At 53.7% G+C, this 19,213-nt stretch carries 17 protein-coding genes; 2 read left to right on the top strand and 15 right to left on the bottom strand.

The annotated features are described in order from the left end of the window. Nucleotides 1-6: 6 nt before the first annotated feature. The 4 genes from ACLJNW_RS22010 to ACLJNW_RS21995 all read right to left on the bottom strand — a co-directional run bounded on the left by ACLJNW_RS22010 (nucleotide 7) and on the right by ACLJNW_RS21995 (nucleotide 5,491). Nucleotides 7-1,413, bottom strand: coding sequence for an amino acid permease (locus ACLJNW_RS22010; protein ID WP_000380346.1), 1,407 nt, complete (start codon nucleotides 1,411-1,413; stop codon nucleotides 7-9). A gap of 63 nt (nucleotides 1,414-1,476) precedes the next feature. Further along, nucleotides 1,477-2,580, bottom strand: coding sequence for an alanine/ornithine racemase family PLP-dependent enzyme (locus tag ACLJNW_RS22005; protein ID WP_001522488.1), 1,104 nt, complete (start codon nucleotides 2,578-2,580; stop codon nucleotides 1,477-1,479). Nucleotide 2,581: 1 nt separating this feature from the next. Next, nucleotides 2,582-4,003, bottom strand: coding sequence for an APC family permease (locus ACLJNW_RS22000; RefSeq protein ID WP_000072512.1), 1,422 nt, complete (start codon nucleotides 4,001-4,003; stop codon nucleotides 2,582-2,584). A gap of 90 nt (nucleotides 4,004-4,093) precedes the next feature. Next, the gene (locus ACLJNW_RS21995; RefSeq protein WP_023203883.1) at nucleotides 4,094-5,491 is read right to left on the bottom strand and encodes a diaminopimelate decarboxylase family protein; all 1,398 of its coding nucleotides are present in this window, start codon (nucleotides 5,489-5,491) and stop codon (nucleotides 4,094-4,096) included. A gap of 210 nt (nucleotides 5,492-5,701) precedes the next feature. Between ACLJNW_RS21995 and ACLJNW_RS21990 the strand changes: the two genes are divergently transcribed. Then, nucleotides 5,702-7,129 carry a sigma-54 interaction domain-containing protein gene (locus ACLJNW_RS21990; RefSeq protein ID WP_024154773.1) on the top strand — a complete coding sequence of 476 codons (1,428 nt, stop codon included), beginning with the start codon at nucleotides 5,702-5,704 and terminating at the stop codon, nucleotides 7,127-7,129. A 35-nt stretch (nucleotides 7,130-7,164) separates the two neighbouring features. Here ACLJNW_RS21990 and purF read toward each other — a convergent pair whose 3' ends face one another. The 9 genes from purF to pdxB all read right to left on the bottom strand — a co-directional run bounded on the left by purF (nucleotide 7,165) and on the right by pdxB (nucleotide 16,320). Further along, nucleotides 7,165-8,682, bottom strand: coding sequence for an amidophosphoribosyltransferase (gene purF / locus ACLJNW_RS21985; protein ID WP_000334204.1), 1,518 nt, complete (start codon nucleotides 8,680-8,682; stop codon nucleotides 7,165-7,167). A 37-nt stretch (nucleotides 8,683-8,719) separates the two neighbouring features. Beyond that, entirely contained in the window at nucleotides 8,720-9,208 is a 489-nt protein-coding gene (cvpA, locus tag ACLJNW_RS21980; RefSeq protein WP_000262102.1) for a colicin V production protein, read from the bottom strand. A 310-nt stretch (nucleotides 9,209-9,518) separates the two neighbouring features. Further along, nucleotides 9,519-10,193 carry a cell division protein DedD gene (gene dedD / locus ACLJNW_RS21975; RefSeq protein ID WP_000157031.1) on the bottom strand — a complete coding sequence of 225 codons (675 nt, stop codon included), beginning with the start codon at nucleotides 10,191-10,193 and terminating at the stop codon, nucleotides 9,519-9,521. Continuing rightward, the gene (gene folC / locus ACLJNW_RS21970; protein WP_023203884.1) at nucleotides 10,183-11,451 is read right to left on the bottom strand and encodes a bifunctional tetrahydrofolate synthase/dihydrofolate synthase; all 1,269 of its coding nucleotides are present in this window, start codon (nucleotides 11,449-11,451) and stop codon (nucleotides 10,183-10,185) included. The genes dedD and folC overlap by 11 nt, the downstream gene beginning before the upstream one ends. 67 nt (nucleotides 11,452-11,518) lie before the next feature. Next, nucleotides 11,519-12,433: an acetyl-CoA carboxylase, carboxyltransferase subunit beta gene (gene accD / locus ACLJNW_RS21965; protein ID WP_000118383.1), complete on the bottom strand. Its 915-nt coding sequence runs from the start codon at nucleotides 12,431-12,433 to the stop codon at nucleotides 11,519-11,521. 149 nt (nucleotides 12,434-12,582) lie between these two features. After that, on the bottom strand, nucleotides 12,583-13,242 hold the full coding sequence (locus ACLJNW_RS21960) for a DedA family protein (RefSeq protein WP_000364318.1): 660 nt from the start codon (nucleotides 13,240-13,242) through the stop codon (nucleotides 12,583-12,585). A gap of 48 nt (nucleotides 13,243-13,290) precedes the next feature. Next, nucleotides 13,291-14,103 (bottom strand): tRNA pseudouridine(38-40) synthase TruA, encoded by an 813-nt coding sequence (gene truA / locus ACLJNW_RS21955; protein WP_000016631.1) that lies wholly within the window; start codon nucleotides 14,101-14,103, stop codon nucleotides 13,291-13,293. Then, complete coding sequence (locus tag ACLJNW_RS21950) at nucleotides 14,103-15,116, bottom strand: aspartate-semialdehyde dehydrogenase (RefSeq protein WP_001289138.1); 1,014 nt, start codon at nucleotides 15,114-15,116, stop codon at nucleotides 14,103-14,105. Before ACLJNW_RS21950 ends, truA begins: the two co-directional genes overlap by 1 nt. Before the next feature lie 67 nt (nucleotides 15,117-15,183). After that, nucleotides 15,184-16,320: a 4-phosphoerythronate dehydrogenase PdxB gene (pdxB, locus tag ACLJNW_RS21945; protein ID WP_000699176.1), complete on the bottom strand. Its 1,137-nt coding sequence runs from the start codon at nucleotides 16,318-16,320 to the stop codon at nucleotides 15,184-15,186. Nucleotides 16,321-16,423: 103 nt separating this feature from the next. Between pdxB and flk the strand changes: the two genes are divergently transcribed. Then, nucleotides 16,424-17,425 (top strand): flagella biosynthesis regulator Flk, encoded by a 1,002-nt coding sequence (gene flk / locus ACLJNW_RS21940; protein ID WP_000553395.1) that lies wholly within the window; start codon nucleotides 16,424-16,426, stop codon nucleotides 17,423-17,425. Here the strand turns inward: flk and ACLJNW_RS21935 are convergent. Both ACLJNW_RS21935 and ACLJNW_RS21930 read right to left on the bottom strand, forming a co-directional pair. Then, a complete protein-coding gene (locus ACLJNW_RS21935; protein WP_024154774.1) occupies nucleotides 17,422-18,600 on the bottom strand; it encodes an MFS transporter in 1,179 nt (392 codons plus the stop codon). The genes flk and ACLJNW_RS21935 overlap by 4 nt on opposite strands. Nucleotides 18,601-18,779: 179 nt before the next feature. Then, entirely contained in the window at nucleotides 18,780-19,154 is a 375-nt protein-coding gene (locus ACLJNW_RS21930; protein WP_001051266.1) for a hypothetical protein, read from the bottom strand. Nucleotides 19,155-19,213: the final 59 nt, after the last annotated feature.

The following is a 19,213-nucleotide window of genomic DNA, read 5'->3' as shown; positions in this document are numbered from 1 at the left end:
CGCCGTTCATCCCACTGTGTTACGTAATCGGCTCAAAGTGGGTCTGAAGAGATACCATGACAAAAGAATCCCTATCATAAAAGCCAGCTCAACCAACATTATCACTACCCCTTGCTCACTAAACCAGGTGCCGACCATAATGGCAAAATTGGTGATAATGACAAATCGGGCCGTCCAGGGGAAAAGCGGCGATCGATAGCGTAGCAAATCGCTGGCGTACGTTCCATTACGCACCGATTGTCGGAAACGATACTGGCACCATCCGATGGTTATCCATGCCAGGCAACCCACCTGCCCGGTACTGGCGATCAGATATAAATAAAATTGCTGTGCGGGAATATAGCGGGTCAGCAACGACACCAACGCCAGCAAGGCCGTGATTAAAATAGCATACACCGGCACGCCGCCGCCGTTCGTTTTACCAAAGCAGGCTGGCGCAAAGCGATCGCCCGCCATAGACCACAGCATACGCGAACTGGCGTAAATGGCCGAGTTAGCGGCAGAAACCGCGGCGGAAAAGATCACCAGCGTCATCAGCGTATCCGCCCCCGGAATGCCCGCGTGGGAGAATACCCATACAAAGGGACTTTGTCCATTTGGCGTCAGTTCATGCGGATAGACCAGCGCCAGCACCGCAATCGCCAGGCCGTAAAACAAAATGATTCTGAGACCGATCCCCAGGATCACCTTCGGTAAAATAATGTGCGGCGACTCGGTCTCCCCTGCCGCATTTCCGACCAGTTCCACCCCCTGGAAGGAGTAAATCACGATCGTCATACAGACCACAATTTGCTCCCAACCGTGGGGAAACCACATTCCGTCTGTTTTTAACGTCGGGTGCCAGTCACTATGGCCCATTAGGGAGTAGATCATGACCCCGCCCGCGCAGATAAACAGCACGATCGCGAAAACCTTAATGGCCGAAAGCCAGTATTCGCATTCGCCAAAACTTTTTGCGGAGGTGAGATTGATGGCCGTCAGGATGAGCAGAATCGCCAGGCAGAACATATATACCGGAACCGCGGGGAAAAACTGGTGAGCAATAAACCCTGCGGCAGTGAGGTCGGCCGCCAGGGAAAAGACCCAGCTAAACCAGTAAAGCCAGCCAATGGTATAGCTCCAGCAAGGTGACGGCATAAACATCAGCGCGTAATGTTGAAATGAACCGGAGTGAGGAAAGGCGCATGATAATTCGCCAAGACACATCATCGTCGCCAGCATAATGCTTCCGGCAAACAGATAGGCCAGTAAGGTTCCCGCCGGCCCGACGCTGCTTAACGGTTCGGCAATGCCGATAAATAAGCCGGTGCCAATCGTGCCGCCCAACGACATCATTAGCAGATGCCGCTTCTTCAGGTTACGCCGCAGACCGCCTTCGGGCTCTGCTGGCGGTGGTTGTTGCAGGGTATCCATCGTTACTCCCTGTCTTGTGTGAGGCCAAAGATGCCGCCGCGACATAGCCGCGGCGGTTATGCGTTAACGCGTAAACCTCCAGGCGACGCCTTTGGTCTGGCAGGCCATTAACAGGCCCGTATAATCCAGCTCAAAGCGAACCACATCGCCTACTTTTAGCGACTGACGACAATCTTCAATATCCACCAGCGTATGATCGCTGGTTTGCCCTAAGATAGTGATAGCGTCGTCGCATGGCACACAGTTATCCGACGGCACATCCTGGCGACCAAACGCCAGCAATGCGCGTCGGCGTATGCCACGATCGACAAAGGTTTTACTTTGCAAAAAGGCATCGACGCCCAGCTCCCCGAACGGGACGGTCGGTTTACTGTTCAGTTCGATGATTTCCGCTTCCAGGATATACATATCGGAACAGGCTTTATCGACCGGTTTTGCGGAGTGGTGAAATTCATTCAGGTATTTCATGTCCACATATTCAATGCCGAATTCATGCAATCCGCCGATGCGCAGATGATTCAGCCCCTGCGGCCAGATACCTTTATCCAGCAGGTGATAGCTGGTGCAGTTTCCCGCAGAAAGCCGCCGGACAGGAATACCGCTGTCGGCTTCCAGCCGGGCGGCCAGCGCCAGAAAATCCTCGCCATTTTTTACCGTTGGCAACACGGTGCCGTAACAATTAAAGTTGGTGCCCAGTCCATATAATTCCAGACCGGGCAGACCAGTAATCAGAGTCACGGTCTCAAGAATGCGTTGATATTCACCAAACCAGATACCCTCGCGTAAATCGCCCATATCCACCATCAGTAATACCTGATGCGTTTTCCCCTGGCGTTGGGCTTCTTGCGATAATGCCCGTAATACCACCGGCTCGCTATTTAAACTAATATCCGCGTAGCGCACCACATCTTCGATTTCACTCAGACACGGGCTGCGTAACAGGCAGGTCGTACATCCTGTCTCGCGTATTTTTTTCAAATTATAGGTTCGTGATTCAGCGATAACGGTAATTCCGCCGTTGAACACCGCCTGCGCGGTTTCCACGCAGCCGTCAAAAACTTTATTGACAGCCATCACGTCAATACCGCTACTTGCCAGCAGAGCTTTTTCCGTGCGGGCGTTTTCTTCCAGCTTGCGTAGATTTATTTCCAGAACTGGCATATACATTTTATTTTCCTCCCGCCATGCTTAAACGGGCATTACGTTTCTGCGCCCGATGGTAAATGTACTCCGCGACGACAACCGCCAGCACGGCTCCGCCAATAATTTTCCCGGCGTACTGGAAATATCCGCCCATATCAATTTGAGAAGGCGGAATAAATAACAGCGCAACGGCAAAGGCGATAGAAAGAAAGCCCAGCGCGGGTAAAATAGCCGGTAAAACCTTGCCCGGAATTTTAAAACTTCTTGGCGTATCCGGCTGGGTCTTACGTAAACGCCAGAACGCCGGGAACATCACCAGATAAGGAATAAAATAGGTGATGGTCGTTAGCGCCGTTAACATCCAGTAAGCCGCCGCAACGCTTGGCGAAATAAAAGTCGAAAAACACAGGACCGTGACAATAATCGCCTGTACAGTCAAGGCAAAGGCGGGCGTTTTCCACACCGGATGTAATTTGCCGATTCGGTCCCCCAGCAGATTATCTTCACGCGAGGCTTCCTGGAGCATATAAATCGGCCCCACCAGCCAGGAGTTAATCTGCCCGAGAGCGCCAAAAAACATACAGATGGCCATAACAGGAATTAACCACGGCATATGCAGCGTGTCCGCAGCAGCATGCATAGCCTGCATGACGCCTGCCACAATGTCGGTTTTCCCGGCGGGTAAAAGCGTGTTTAGCGCCCAGGTACCGACCATATAGATCCCAACGATAACGGCAGCGGAGACGGCCATCGCTCGCGGAAAATCACGCTGTGGATTACGGGTACGCCCGGCAATCATCGGGGCGACCTCCAGTCCGGCAAACGCAAACATCATGCTGGATAAGAAAACGATCGTATCCCAGTGTCCGAGATCCGGAATCCAGTTTTTCGCTGTAGTGTAGTCCGTCTGCATCTGGTGTCCGGTACATAGCCATACCACCGCCAGTAAGATGAGGATGGCGGAGGGAATAAATACGCCGCACCAGGCGCTGATGCTATTAATAATTTTTGTCCATTCCATCCCGCGGATATTCATCAGCGTTAATAGCCAGAAAATTACCGCGGAACCAATACCGATAAACGCTTTATTTTCCGCCAGGCCGCCGCCGATCATATAGCCCAACGCGGTAAAGCCGAATTGCAGCATTAATGGGAAAAACAGTACGCAGGAAAAGAGAAAACAAACCACGACAATCCATGCAATACGTTTACCAAATGCCTCTTTAATCCAGACAAATATCCCGCCATCTTTCGGCCAGCCGGTTGACAGCTCGCCGCATACCATCGCTAAAGGAAAAAACAAGCAGAATGCGGCTATCACCCATAACAACATGGCCGATGCCCCGTAAGGCGCCACGTTAGGGATTTGCCGCAAACTCAGAATAGCGATGACATTCATAAAGACAATGTCTTTGATGCCAAGTAAGCCAGAATTCGTGTTACTCATGGCCATCTCCTGTTATGCATTCAGGCATCACTGCCCTCTTCTTATCATCTGACGACGGGCTTCAGCATGAAACTGAAGCCCAAAACAGTATTAATAAATGTCGTACTTGACCATATCTTCGTAACTGTCTTCCCGACGAATCAGACGCGTCTCACCATTTTTATCGATCATCACCACGCCCGTGCGCGGACGGTTGTTATAAACGGTTTGACTTTCAATGGTGTATGCCCCGGCATCAAGAAACGCGACAATATCGCCAACATGAGTCTCCTTCGGCAGTAAAAACTCTTCGCCTTTCGCCCCCATGTGGAAATAATCTCCGCCATCACACAGCGGCCCGGCTAATTTTATCCAGGCGTCGTGCGCTGCCGTCATGCGAGAGGCGTTATAGACATAAAAGAACCAGTCAAAATGCTGGCTGTCAGAGAGTACGCTGTAACCAGCGTCGACAAATTTCCATTCAACGTGGCATTCCACATTGCCGTTAAGATCGTAATTTGTTTTACGTTTTTCGCAGGAGACTTCCGTCAGTAAAACCGCCGCCGACCCGGTCACTTTACGTCCCGGTTCAATACATATTTCCACATCGGTACGCCATTTATGCACTTCGCGAATGACCGCATCGGCAAAATCCTGGGCGGTAATACCGGCATACATATTATCTTTTAACGGGTCGCCATTCTCATCGTCATATTTATAGGGAACCGGAATTCCGCCGCCCACGTTGATCAAATCAAATCTAATACCGAGCACCTCTTCCAGGCGACGGGATTCATCCACCAGCACTTTAGTCGCTTTTGCGAAAGGCTCTGACTCCGGCACCTGATCACCCACATGCATATGCAAGCCACGCAAATGCACATAAGGCATCGCCAGAATGCGGCGGCAGGTTTCTTCCGCCTGTTCCAGGTCGAGACCCGACTTCGCATGGAAAGCGGTAACCAGTTCCGCATGCGTCGCCGAGGGAACATTCGGCTCCACACGGACGCAAACATTGGCGACTTTCTTCAGCTTGCGAGAGATGGCATCAATATGTTCCAGCTCATACAGGCTATCAACATTAATAAGATACAGATCGTTGGCGATGGCATATTCCAGATCGGCAGGCTTTTTCACCACGCCGTTGAAGACGATCTGATCGCCGCGAAAGCCTATCTCCAGACACTTGCGAACCTCATATTGTGAGTTTGCCTCCGCGCAAATTCCGGCGTCACGAATGGCTTTCAACACCCCCATGACCGAGCAGGTTTTTGACGCAAAGAAGGTTTTGGTATTTTTATGCGCCGCAAATGCCTGCTGGATTTCATGAATGTTACGAATAATCTCCGGCTCAGAAAACACATAGAACGGCGTGGGGTACTGGCGCGCCAGAGCGTCCAGATCGACCCCTTCAAAACACAAATGACCGTCTTTGTGCTGGAAACGGCGATCGTCGTTGATTACCTGCTCACGTAGCTGGTTGTAATTCTGCATAATCGAGTCAGTCATAACGCCCTCTGCTTAATGTTTATGGTAAAAATCCGCATTCTTTACAGGGATAAAGCAAAAGGCATGCCACTATTTTTTATCAAATTAATCAATTGCTTATAAAAATAAGCTATTTCTCATTTTCGTCATTGAGTTTGCTATTCATCACAACGACGAAAATTCGTCACTTTTATAATGACAACATGAACAATAGATATGAGGAATGCATATATGGCATCCACCAATCAGGAGCTGGCCTCGGCGCTCAGGATGTTTTCCCGCTTTTTCGATTTGATTCATCAGCCGTTGGCCGTCATTAATGAGCGTGGTGAATACGTTTACTACAATCAGGAAAGCGCGGATCTGGACGGCTACAGCATTGAACGGGCAATGGGAAAACATATGCTGGATGTCTATCCGGGCATGAAAGAGACGCAAAGCACGATGCTTTCATCGTTAAAAAAAGGCGTGGAATACATTGGCCATTATCAAATTTATTACAATGCGCGAGGCCAGGCCGTTGACTATCAGCACACCACCGCGCCGCTCTATGCAAGCGATGGCGGCATGGTCGGCGTTATCGAAATCGGCAGGAATATGTCCGGCGTCAGGCGGCTCCAGGAGCAGGTGGTAGAACTGAACCAACTGCTGTATGCCGATCACCATGAGAAGCACCATGCCATTATTACCGAAAACCCGGAAATGCTCAGTAATATCGCCAAAGCCAAACGGCTGGCCGCCAGTAATATTCCGGTGACGATTGTCGGGGAGACGGGTACGGGTAAGGAGCTATTTTCCCGCCTGATACATCAATGCAGCAAGCGGGCGAATAAACCCTTCATCGCCCTGAACTGCGGCGCTCTACCGCCTACGCTTATCGAAAGTACGCTTTTCGGCAACGTGCGCGGCGCCTATACCGGCGCGGAAAATAGCCAGGGCTATCTGGAACTGGCAAACGGGGGAACGCTCTTTCTTGATGAGCTGAACGCCATGCCGATAGAGATGCAAAGTAAGCTGCTGCGATTCTTGCAGGATAAAACCTTCTGGCGGCTCGGCGGACAACAGCAACTCCACTCTGATGTCAGGATCGTTGCCGCCATGAACGAAGCGCCCGTCAAATTAATTCAACAAGAACGCCTGCGGGCAGATCTTTTTTATCGGTTGAGCGTCGGAATGTTGACGCTACCGCCGCTGCGCGCCCGCCCGGAAGATATCCCCTTACTGGCGAATTATTTTATTGATAAATACCGTAATGACGTGCCGCAGGACATTCACGGACTAAGCGAGACGGCGCGTGCTGATCTGCTCAATCACGCCTGGCCGGGTAATGTCAGGATGCTGGAAAACGCGATTGTACGCAGCATGATCATGCAGGAAAAAGATGGGCTGCTCAAACACATCATTTTTGAACAGGACGAGTTAAATTTAGGCGTACCGGAAACCGCGCCGGAAAATCCCCTTCCCTCGTCACCCGATCCGCAGTATGAAGGGTCGCTGGAGGTACGGGTTGCCAACTACGAAAGGCATTTAATAGAAACCGCGCTGGATACGCATCAGGGGAATATTGCCGCCGCGGCCCGCAGCCTTAACGTATCCCGCACCACGTTACAGTACAAAGTACAAAAATACGCTATTCGCTTCGGCGTGGTGCGTAATTGACATCGGCCAGCGGCATTGCGCCGCTGGCAAAGCCATTAGCCTTCGTTATGCATTTCCAGGTTTTCCATTTCGTTCTGGAACAGCACCGCTTTGGCGTCGTCATTACGTAATGAATCCAGGAAGTCGAGGTATTGCTGGTCTACGTCTTTGGTGACATATATCCCGTTAAATACCGAACACTCAAACTGCTGGATATCCGGATTTTCCGCGCGTACGGCTTCGATCAGATCGTTCAGATCCTGGAAGATAAGCCCGTCTGCGCCGATGATCTGACGAATCTCATCTACCTCGCGACCATGCGCGATCAGCTCATTGGCGGTCGGCATATCAATGCCATAGACGTTGGGGAAACGAATTTCCGGCGCGGCGGACGCCAGATAAACCTTCTTCGCGCCGGCTTCCCGGGCCATCTCGATGATCTGCTCTGATGTGGTGCCACGCACGATGGAATCATCCACCAGCAGGACGTTCTTATCGCGGAATTCCGCGCGATTAGCATTGAGCTTACGGCGCACGGATTTACGGCGTAGCTGTTGACCCGGCATGATAAAGGTACGTCCCACGTAACGATTTTTGACAAATCCCTGGCGGTACGGCTTGCCGAGAATACGGGCAATTTCCAGGGCGATATCGCAGGAGGTTTCCGGGATAGGGATCACGACGTCGATGTCCAGATCTTCCCATTCACGAGCGATTTTTTCGCCAAGTTTGGTGCCCATATTCACACGAGCGCTGTAGACGGAGATTTTGTCGATAAAGGAGTCCGGGCGAGCAAAATAAACGTACTCGAACAGACAGGGGTTACTGACCGGATTATCCGCGCACTGGCGCGTGAACAGTTGCCCCTTTTCGGTAATATAGATAGCTTCGCCTGGCGCAACATCGCGCAGGAATTCAAAGCCCAGCGTATCCAGCGCCACGCTTTCAGAAGCGACCATATACTCCGTACGACCATCGCCAACGTCACGCTTGCCCAGCACTAATGGGCGAATGCCGTGCGGATCGCGAAAAGCCACCATGCCGTGGCCGATAATCATCGCCACGCAGGCATAGGCGCCACGGATTTGACGGTTAGTCGCGGCAATCGCGGCAAAAATATTGTCGGCTTCCAGCGGATAGTGACGGAAGTTGTCGAGCTCGCTGGCGAAAATATTGAGCAGGATTTCGGAATCGGAGGTGGTGTTGATATGGCGGCGCTTTTCTTCAAACAGCTTTTTACGTAGCTCATGCGCGTTAGTCAGATTGCCATTATGGGCCAACGTGATGCCATACGGCGAGTTAACATAAAAAGGTTGCGCTTCGGAAGCGCTGGAGCTGCCTGCGGTAGGGTAGCGCACATGGCCGATCCCCATGTTGCCCTGCAAACGCTGCATGTGGCGAGCTTCAAAAATATCGTTCACCAGCCCGTTTGCCTTACGCAAGCGGAAGCAGTTATTCGCATCAATGGTGATGATACCGGCAGCATCCTGACCACGATGCTGGAGCACTGTTAACGCGTCATAAATCGACTGGTTGACCGGCATAACACCGGCGATACCGACAATACCGCACATACGTCATTTTCCTCGTTAAGCCACATCTCAGAACCTGTTACGTCCTGGGCAAGAAACTCGACGAGCTTTGCAGATAGTCAAAGAACCATCTGATGATGAAGCTGAACTGCGGGATGAGCTGCGATTTGCTCCAGTCTTCGCTTTTCGACAAGCCGGTAAAGGTATCAAGGAAGAACAGAATGGCGGCGACAATCAGCGCGCCTCGCAGTGCGCCGAAACAGATCCCCAACACCCGGTCAGTTCCCGACAGGCCGGTCTTCTCTACTAGCTGACCTATCACAAAATTCACGATAGCGCCGACGATAAGCGTCGCGATAAACAGTACCGCGATAGCAATCCCATTACGAACCAGCTCGTCTTCAAAGCCCGTAAACCAGACAGACAGGTAAGTGTAGTAGTGACTGGCGACAAAGAAAGCACAACCCCACGTCACCAGCGATAACGCTTCACGAACAAAGCCGCGGATCAGGCTAACCAGACAGGAAAAAGCAATCACCGCGATAATGGCGTAATCAATCCAGACCATAGATGTCCCACGATTTTACGCCCTGTCGTCCTGTTCGGGGCGCATTCTAACAGAAAAAGAAAACGTTTGCGTAGGGATTTCCTTCCCACGCGTAAATAAAAATGGCGCTGAAAAAATATTCAACGCCATCACACTTTTTATCTCTTCGGGCACGACCAGAAGAGCTGCCATCGGCCTGATAAGCGCAGGATACCAGGTTCATTCCTTCTGCCGGATGGCGGCGTAAACGCCTTATCCAGCCTACAGAACTTCGGCTATTACCAGGTGAACACCGTAGGCCTTAACGCTGCGCGCTCAGGCAAAACGCGCCTTAGTTCGGGCTATATCCCATCACCACGCCGCTTAACCCGGAAATCTGCTTGAGCTCGCCAAGCGATCCTTTCATCTTATCTTTCGACGCATCCGGCCCGACGAGAATACGGGTTATTTTACCCTGTACCGGCGTTGAGGGGGAAGTATAAACCCGGAACCCGGCGGAACGAAGCTTGCCGACTATCTCGTTGACTTTATCCGCGTTTTTCAGCGCGCCCAACTGTACGACATAGGCTTTGCCGGTCGGCGCAGGTTTATCGTCGGCGACTGGTTGCGGCGCGGGCGTCGGCGTGGAAGCGGCGACAACCGGCTGTTGCGGTTTAGGCTGCGGCTTCGGCTTTTCAACCGGCTTCGGTTTAGGCGTCTCCGCCGGTATCGGATCAAGCTCAACATTGTTAGACGCCATGCGCGACGGGTCCAGCGATGGCGCTGCCGCATCTCCCGCCCGCACCTCTTCAGCCGCCCCTTCCGGCGGCTGTGTCGGCAGCGCCTGCGTTGCGGCAGGCATCATATCCGGCTCATCGCGGTCGCCAGGCTTCGGTACCAGTGGAATCGCAGCAAATTCATCCTGATAATGCTTTTTCTGTCCGTCCAGCAGACCGGGAAGCACAATAACCCCCAGCGCGACTAACACAATCGTGCCGACTAAACGATTCTGAAACTTACTCGCCACCGATTCTCCCCGCGTCTATCACTTCCATAACATGTGCGACGGTGTGGAACGATCCGCACACCAGCACGGTATCTTCTGGCTGCGCCGCGTCGATAGCGGCCTGCCATGCCTGCGCGACGCTATCATAGACATTCCCTTTCCCCAGATGTTCCAGAAGTTGTTCCGCCGTCGCGCCGCGCGGCCCCTCTAACGGAGCACAATACCAGTCGTCAACCACGCTTTTCAACCAGGCTAACGTGCCGGCGATATCTTTATCATGCAGCATACCAATCACCGCAAGCACGCGCCCGCGTTTCGGCAACATTTTCAGACGACCCGTCAGGTATTCCGCCGCGTGAGGATTATGGGCGACATCAAAGATAACGCGCGGCGACTCACTCACGATTTGAAAACGTCCCGGCAAGGTAGCCTGCGCAATACCGTCGCGAATCGCCTGCTCGTCAATGTTCAACCTGCTGGCGCGCAGCGCGGCCAGAGCGGTGGCGGCATTCGGCTGAGGAACCTGCGGCAACGGCAGCCCGACAAGCGTGCCGTCGCCATCGGTAAACGCCCAGTGCGTCGCTGTCACCTCATAACGCCAGTCAACGCCGCGACGCCGCAACAGCGCGCCGGTCTCCTGCGCGACATCCGCGATGGTTGCCGGCATTTCCGGTTCGCCGACGATAGCGGGTTTTTCCGCACGAAAAATCCCGGCTTTCTCGCGGCCGATACTTTCGCGATCCGGCCCCAGCCAGTCAGTATGGTCAAGCGCGATGCTGGTAATTACCGCTACATCGGCATCCACAATGTTCGTGGCGTCCAGGCGCCCGCCCAACCCGACCTCCAGAATCACCACGTCAAGGTTAGCCTGTTTAAACAGCCACAATGCCGACAACGTGCCATATTCAAAATAGGTCAATGAAATATCGCCGCGCGCCGCTTCTATTTCCGCAAAGGACGCGGTATGCGCGGATTCCGCTAATTCTTTCCCCTGCACGCGCACGCGCTCGGTGTAACGTACCAGATGAGGCGAACTATAGACGCCCACACGGTATCCCGCCGCGATTAACACCGACTCCAGCGTGCGACAGGTCGTACCTTTGCCGTTGGTTCCCGCAACGGTAAAAACGAACGGCGCAGGCTTGAGGATGTCCAGACGCGCTGCCACCTGGCTTACGCGCTCAAGGCCTAAATCGATACTCTTGCTGTGCAGGTTTTCCAGATAAGAAAGCCACGAGGCCAGGGGCGACGCAGCTTGAGGTATAGATTTGTTTTTCATTGATTCCGCTGCTTCTTTACGGTGAAAAGCAAAAGGGCAGAGCCTGTGGCCCTGCCCTTTTCAGTTATCAGGCCTCAGACTCCTGATCCGGCGCCGGAGGCACCACCACGCCTTCACGCGGGGCGTCCGGGTTCGGCGCGGGCAGATTCATCAGCTTCGCCAGAATGCTCGCCAGCTTCAGGCGCATTTCCGGGCGGCGGACTATCATATCAATAGCGCCTTTTTCGATCAGGAACTCACTGCGCTGGAATCCTGGCGGCAGTTTTTCGCGAACGGTCTGTTCGATAACGCGCGGGCCGGCGAAGCCAATCAGGGCTTTTGGCTCGGCGATGTTGAGATCGCCCAGCATCGCAAAACTGGCGGAAACGCCGCCCATTGTCGGATCGGTCAATACCGAGATGTAGGGCAGGCCACGTTCCTGCATTTTAGCCAGCGCCGCCGAGGTTTTCGCCATCTGCATCAGCGACATCAGCGCTTCTTGCATACGCGCGCCGCCGGAAGCAGAGAAACACACTAACGGACAGTTGTCTTCCAGCGCCTGTTCAACGGCGCGAACGAAGCGTGCGCCAACGACAGACCCCATTGAGCCGCCCATGAACGCGAATTCAAACGCAGCGGCGACAACCGGCATACCGTGAAGCGTCCCTTTCATGACCACCAGCGCGTCTTTCTCGCCGGTTTCTTTCTGCGCGGACGCCAGTCTGTCTTTATATTTTTTGGAGTCGCGGAACTTGAGCACGTCTTTTGGCTCCAGCTCGCTACCCAACTCCACAAGGGAACCTTCATCTAACAGGCTATGCAGGCGATTGCGCGCCGACATGCGCATATGATGGTCACACTTAGGACAGACCTCAAGATTACGTTCCAGCTCAGCGCGGTATAAAACCTGACCGCAGCTATCACACTTGGTCCACACCCCTTCAGGAATGCTAGCCTTGCGGGTGGGAGTAATGTTGCTTTTAATTCGTTCAATCCAGCTCATTGGTGACCTTTCTGCCTGAACCTTAGTCAGCTTTATTATAAGGGGCGCATAATGCCATTTTTGCCCCCAACAGACCATGAATGTTGCACATTAAAACATAACAGCCCGAAACTTTGGATAAAAAAGTGGTCGAACCGCTGAGTTACTTTCTATTTTGCGGCACGCGACGCAGCGCGCTTATGCCGGACAATCTCAATGACGCCAGGTAATATCGAAACCACGATAATCCCCACAATCAGCAGCTTAAGGTTATCCTGAATCAACGGTATCGTACCGAAGAAATAACCGGCGTAGGTAAAGAGCAGCACCCACAGCAGCGCGCCGATGACGTTATAAGCGGCAAAATGCCGATAGGACATGTGCCCCATCCCTGCCACAAACGGCGCAAAGGTTCTGACGATCGGCACGAAGCGAGCGAGAATGATAGTTTTACCGCCGTGTTTTTCATAAAACTGGTGGGTTTTATCCAGATAACTGCGGCGGAAAATTTTCGAATTCGGATTACTGAACAGTTTTTCGCCGAACAGTCGACCAATCGTGTAATTTACCGCATCGCCGACAATTGCGGCGATCAGCATTAACGCCACCATGACATGCACATTGAGATCGTTGGTTTCCAGCGAAGCCAGCGCCCCGGCGACAAACAGCAGCGAGTCGCCCGGCAGGAACGGCGTGACGACCAGGCCGGTTTCACAAAACAGAATCAAAAACAAAATAGCGTACACCCAGACGCCGTACTCCGCGACCAGCTCCGCCAGATGCACATCGATGTGCAGAATAAAATCAATAATAAAGTAGATCAGGTCCATATTTGTCTTTGCCTTTCTACCCGACACGTTTCGGGTGTACGATTCGGATTAGTCCGCCAGAAATAGCGGGCCCATTGGCGGTTTTGGAAGGTCAAACCGGTCAGGGTAATCCACCGCAACCAAATATAGCCCTTCCGCCTTCGCCGTTGCCGCCGCCAGCGTTCTGTCCCTGGCCGCTAACAGCTCTGCGATCCAGCTCTCCGGCTGGTTGTGAGCGCCTACTTCCAGCAGGCTGCCGACAATATTCCTGACCATATGATGAACAAAGGCATTCGCTTTGATATCGACCACCACATAAGGGCCGTGGCGGGTAACGTTGATGTGCATCACATTACGCCACGGCGTGCGCGACTGGCACTGCACCGCGCGAAACGAGGTAAAATCATTTTCGCCAAGCAGACACTGCGCCGCGCGATGCATCCGCTCTGCATCCAGCGGCTCATAGTAATGCGTCACGCCTTTTGCTAACACCGCAGGACGCAGTCGATGATTGTAGATGATATAGCGATAACGGCGAGCCGTAGCGCTAAATCGCGCGTGAAAATCATCCGGTACAGTTTTCACCCAGCGCACGGCAATGTCACCAGGCAAATTCGCATTTACCCCCAGCGTCCATGCCGCATCTTTGCGCAATGCGGTCGTTTCGAAATGGACAACCTGCCCGGTGCCGTGAACGCCGGCATCGGTACGCCCGGCGCAGAACACGTTAATAGGTTCATTTGCCACCTGCGAGAGCGCTTTTTCCAGCTTTTCCTGCACGCTGCGCACTTCATTCTGACGCTGCCAGCCATAATACTTGCTGCCGTCGTACTCAATACCCAGCGCAATTTTATAGACCGGCGATGATTGCTGTCCGGACATCAGTACAGATACTCCTGCACCAGCTTCTCCGCAATTTTAACGGCCATCAGCGCGCCGCCGAAACGCACGTTGTCCGCCACTGACCAGAACTGAATTTGTTCCGGCATACCGTAATCATTATGCACACAGCCAATAGAAAGCTGTGGATTGCCGGAAGCGTCGCCCACCTGCGTCGGGTAATCCGTCTCTTCTGATAGTACGATATCTTCACCGCGGGAAAACGCCTCGCGCGCCTCTTCCGCCGCCAGCGGACGGAGCGCTTCAAAGCTCACCATCTGCGCATGGCCATAGAACACTGGCGACTGCACGACACTGGCGGAGATCATCACGCCATCGTCCTGCAAAATTTTACGCACTTCATCGACGATACGACGTTCCTGGCGCACGCTGCCTTCCCGATCCGGCAGCAGCGGCAGCATATTGAACGCCAACTGGCGGCCAAAGAAATCATCTTCATCAATCGGTATGCCGTTAAGCAACTTCGCACTCTGTCCGGCCAGCGCATCGACCGCTTTTTTCCCCTGTGCGGACGCTGATAACATACTGATGACGGCGATGCGCGACAGTCCCCCCTGATCGATTAACGGCTTGAGCGCCGCCAGCAGTTGACTGGTCAGACTATCGGCGACCGCAATCACGTTACGGTTACGGTAATCCGCCAGTACATACGGGTTAACTTCCGGCACGACCAGCGGCACATCAGGCTCCAGCGCGAACAGACCGCTGGAATCTATCACCAGGCAACCTGCATTGGTCGCGTCGTCTATCCAGGCAGCCGATGCCTCTGCGCCGGCAACGAAAAACGCCAACTGCGCCTGCGTCCAGTCAAAGTCCGCCGCATCCTGGACAATGACCGACTTGCCACCAAAACGGAGGTGCTCGCCCGCGCTTTCATGACGCGCTAACGCATAAATTTCACCGACCGGGAACTGGCGTTCAGCCAGTGTTTCAAGCAGGGCTTCGCCTACGGCGCCCGTTGCGCCCAGAATGGCAATGTTCCAGCCTTCAGACATGGTGATTTACTCCAGAAATACATAAGCGTCCCTGTCGCATTATTCGACAGGGAGCATTAAGAAGACATTAATGTGCCGGGTGATGAACAGCGTTAAAACCTAGCTTACACAGCAAGGCGGCTGCCGTTTCGTCGTCACACATCACGTATAAAGACGACCATTCACGGCGCTCAAGATAATTTTTACGCAATTTATCAAATTCACCCGGAATTCCAGCGACTTTACGCAGCGGCGCATCATCGCGGCGCACATCATACACCAAATGCGCCAGTCTTTTCAGCGTCGGTTGATCCAGCGGGCCATGAAGCGTAATACGACCAAACTCAGGCGCAGGCAGTAATGTCTCCAGCGCGACATGCTGCTCGCGGCCAATAAACGCGCTATACGCCTCAAAGACCTGGGTGGTGCCGCGCGCTTTGCCTTCCAGCGTATAGCCGGCAATATGCGACGTGCCGATATCCACGGCTTCCAGTAGCGCGACGTTAAGATCCGGTTCGCCCTCCCACACATCAAGCACCACGCTCAGCGGCTGCCCGGCATTAAGTCGCGCCAGCAACGCAGCGTTATCCACCACCGGACCGCGGCAGGCGTTAATGAGAATGGCGCCGGGTTTCAGTCGACGGATCAGCGTCTCATCGGCCAGATGCAGCGTTTTATACGGTCCGTCTTTATAGAGCGGCGTATGGAAAGTCAGGACATCCGCTTCCTGCACCAGCTCATCCAGCGTACGAAAATCACCCTCGTCCCCGCGTGCGGCGCGTGGCGGATCGCACAGCAACGTGCGGATACCCAACGCTTCAAGCCTGGTCTGTAGCCGGCTTCCGACGTTACCCACGCCGACAATCCCTATAGTGCGATCGCGTAACGAAAAGCCGTCACGTTCGGCCAGCATCAACAGCGCGGAAAACACATACTCCACCACGGCGATAGCATTACAGCCGGGCGCGGCTGAAAAACCGATGCCCGCCTGCTTCAGCCATGCCTCATCCACATGATCGGTGCCTGCCGTAGCAGTACCAACGAAGTTAATCGGCGTGCCGCTCAGCAGCGATTCATTCACTTTCGTGACCGAACGCACCATTAACGCATCGGCATGGTTCAATTCTTCAACGGGGATCGGGCGACCCGGCACTGCCTTTACCTCACCCAGGCGGCTAAATAATTCGCGGGCGTAAGGCATATTTTCATCAACGAGAATTTTCACGACTGTCGTACCTGTTTGAGAACGAGAGTTAACCGGACAAGTGTGCCATAATCTGGCCGCCAGGCATATATTGCTCAGATTTATGGTTAAAGGATAATTAATTATGCATCCCATCTCCGGCGCCCCTGCACAGCCTCCAGGCGAAGGGCGTAATCCTCTTTCCGCTGCGAGCGAGCAGCCGCTTTCCATGCAACAGCGTACGGTACTGGAAAGGCTGATCACGCGCCTGATTTCACTGACCCAGCAGCAAAGCGCGGAAGTATGGGCCGGAATGAAACACGATCTGGGGATAAAAAATGACGCGCCGCTACTGTCGCGCCACTTCCCCGCCGCTGAACAGAATCTTACCCAGCGTCTGGGCGTAGCGCAGCAAAATCACGCCAATCGTCAGGTGCTTTCACAGCTAACAGAGCTGCTTGGCGTCGGAAATAATCGTCAGGCCGTCAGCGATTTTATCCGTCAGCAATACGGTCAAACCGCGCTTAGCCAGCTTACGCCCGATCAACTCAAAAACGTGCTGACGCTCCTGCAACAGGGGCAGCTTTCCATTCCGCAGCCGCAGCAACGTCCGGCAACGGATCGGCCATTATTGCCTGCTGAACATAATACGTTGAATCAGTTGGTGACGAAGCTGGCGGCCGCGACCGGCGAGTCAAACAAACTTATCTGGCAATCAATGCTGGAACTCTCCGGCGTGAAAAGCGGCGAGCTCATTCCGGCAAAACAGTTTACCCATCTGGCGACATGGCTACAGGCGCGGCAGACGCTGTCACTACAACACGCGCCTACGCTACATACGCTGCAGGCTGCGTTAAAACAACCGCTGGAACCGGACGAACTCACAGCGATCAAAGAGTATGCCCAACACACTTATCAAATTCAGCCGCAAACGGTGCTGACCACCGCCCAGGTGCAGGATTTACTTAACCATATTTTCCTGCGTCGCGTAGAGCGGGAGGCGGATGAGCTGGAACCGCTCTCTATTCAACCCATCTACCGCCCGTTTGCGCCGATGATTGAAACCGTGAAAAATCTGTCTGCGCGACCAGGCCTGTTGTTTATCGCGCTAATAATTGTACTGGCGCTTTTCTGGCTGGTTTCTTAACCGCGCCGGAACGATAATATCGTCACCAAGATGCCAACCACCGCGGAGATCGCTCCCGCGAGGAATACGGAAGGATAGCCGTATGACGTGGCCAGCATGCCCGCCAGCGGGCCGGTAACGCCGTAGGAGATATCCTGAAACGCGGCGTAGCCGCCGAGCGCCGTACCGCGTACCTGTGCAGGTACGCGTTTCACAACCTCCACGCCCAGCGCCGGGAAAATCAGTGAACACCCTGCCCCGGTGAGCGCCGCGCCTACCAGCGCTATCCAGGCCGTCGGCGCCAGCCACAAGAGCAGCAACCCTGCCGTCTCAACCAGCAATGAGACAACGGCGACCTTCACGCCGCCAAAGCGGTCCGGCATCCAACCGAACAATATGCGCATCAGTACAAACGCACCGCCAAACGCGGTCAGGGTGAATCCCGCCATCGTCCAGCCATTGCTGACAAAATAAAGTGAAATAAACGTACCGATGACGGCAAAGCCCACGCCCTGCAATGTCAGGCCCAGGCCCGGTTTCCAGATAAGCCCGACCACGCTCCACAGTGAAGGTCGCTCCCCCGTATACGCAGGCACTTTACGCACGGTGCCGTTGAATGCCCAGGCCAGCAGCGGTAAAACCATCGTCGTCCCCGCCAGCGCCGCGAAGCCAAAGTGGCTATGGATCAGCAAGCCCAACGGCGCACCGGCCGCCAGCGCGCCGTAAATCGCCATCCCGTTCCACGACATCACCTTACCGGAACGCGTTGGGCCAACCAGCCCCAGTCCCCAGGTCAGGGTTCCGGTCAGCAGCTGGCTTTCGCCAAATCCGAGGATCAAACGCCCGACAATAAGCAGCGCGAATTTTATCGGCGCGGAAACCGGCAACAGCGCGGCCAGGAGCCAGGCGGCGCCCGCCAGCCCGCAGGCAAACATCCCCTGTAACGCCGATCGTTTAGCGCCATATTGATCCGCCAGCCGTCCGGCATAGCCGCGCGTCAGTACCGTCGCAAAAAACTGAATGCCCACGGCGATCCCAACCATCGTATTGCTATAGCCCAGTTCGTGATGAACAAAAAGCGGGATGACGGGTAACGGCAGGCCGACCGTCATATAGGTCAGGAAAACCGCAAAGGCGATGCGGAACAGCGAAAAATTCGCAGACGGGGTCGTTGTTTTTTGGCTAACTGCTGTCATGCATTACTCCAGAATGCAGAGTAAGGCGGGGAAAGGCCACGCCCCCCTCTACCTGAACGTCAGGATTAAGGTGCGTTGGATAACGTTAAACGCTTACGCATTATCGGAAGGATAATGTAGAGAGTGAAGTCTGCCTGTGAGACGCGAAACTTGTCAACCTTGAAATTGCAGCCAGGGTATCAACGTGGCGGCGTGTCATCAAACAGAAAGGGAAAGACCGCTTTCATTCCTCTCACCTTAAAGCGTCCGGTCACCTGCTTGCGCTGTTCTGGCGTCAGTAACCTGAACATCATCTCCCAGATATCTTCAGGCTCCGCTTCCTGTAAGGAAATGGGTTCCGGCGTAGGTTCCTCTCCGCTGTCGTCAAGATAACGATGAACATAAAGAGGGAAAACAGATATATGAAACTCCTCGGCCTTTGATTTAACACGCTTACGCCTGACACCCTCTTTCCCTTCGCTGTACTTATACAAACGTTCGCGAACCGCAGGCTCGCTTCCCGGAAACCCCGGTAAGCCAAGACATTCCTTAACCGTGAACCATTCCTTTGCCATCGGTTTCTTTCCTTTCCCCTGATGAAATAAAAATATTTCTTCTTTTTCGCGAAATTTTG

Source organism: Salmonella sp. SAL4457 (genome assembly GCF_046548235.1).
GTDB classification, from domain to species: domain Bacteria; phylum Pseudomonadota; class Gammaproteobacteria; order Enterobacterales; family Enterobacteriaceae; genus Salmonella; species Salmonella enterica.
The sequence above is the reverse complement of the archived record's forward strand: the minus strand, read 5'-3'. Positions and strand labels throughout refer to the sequence as shown.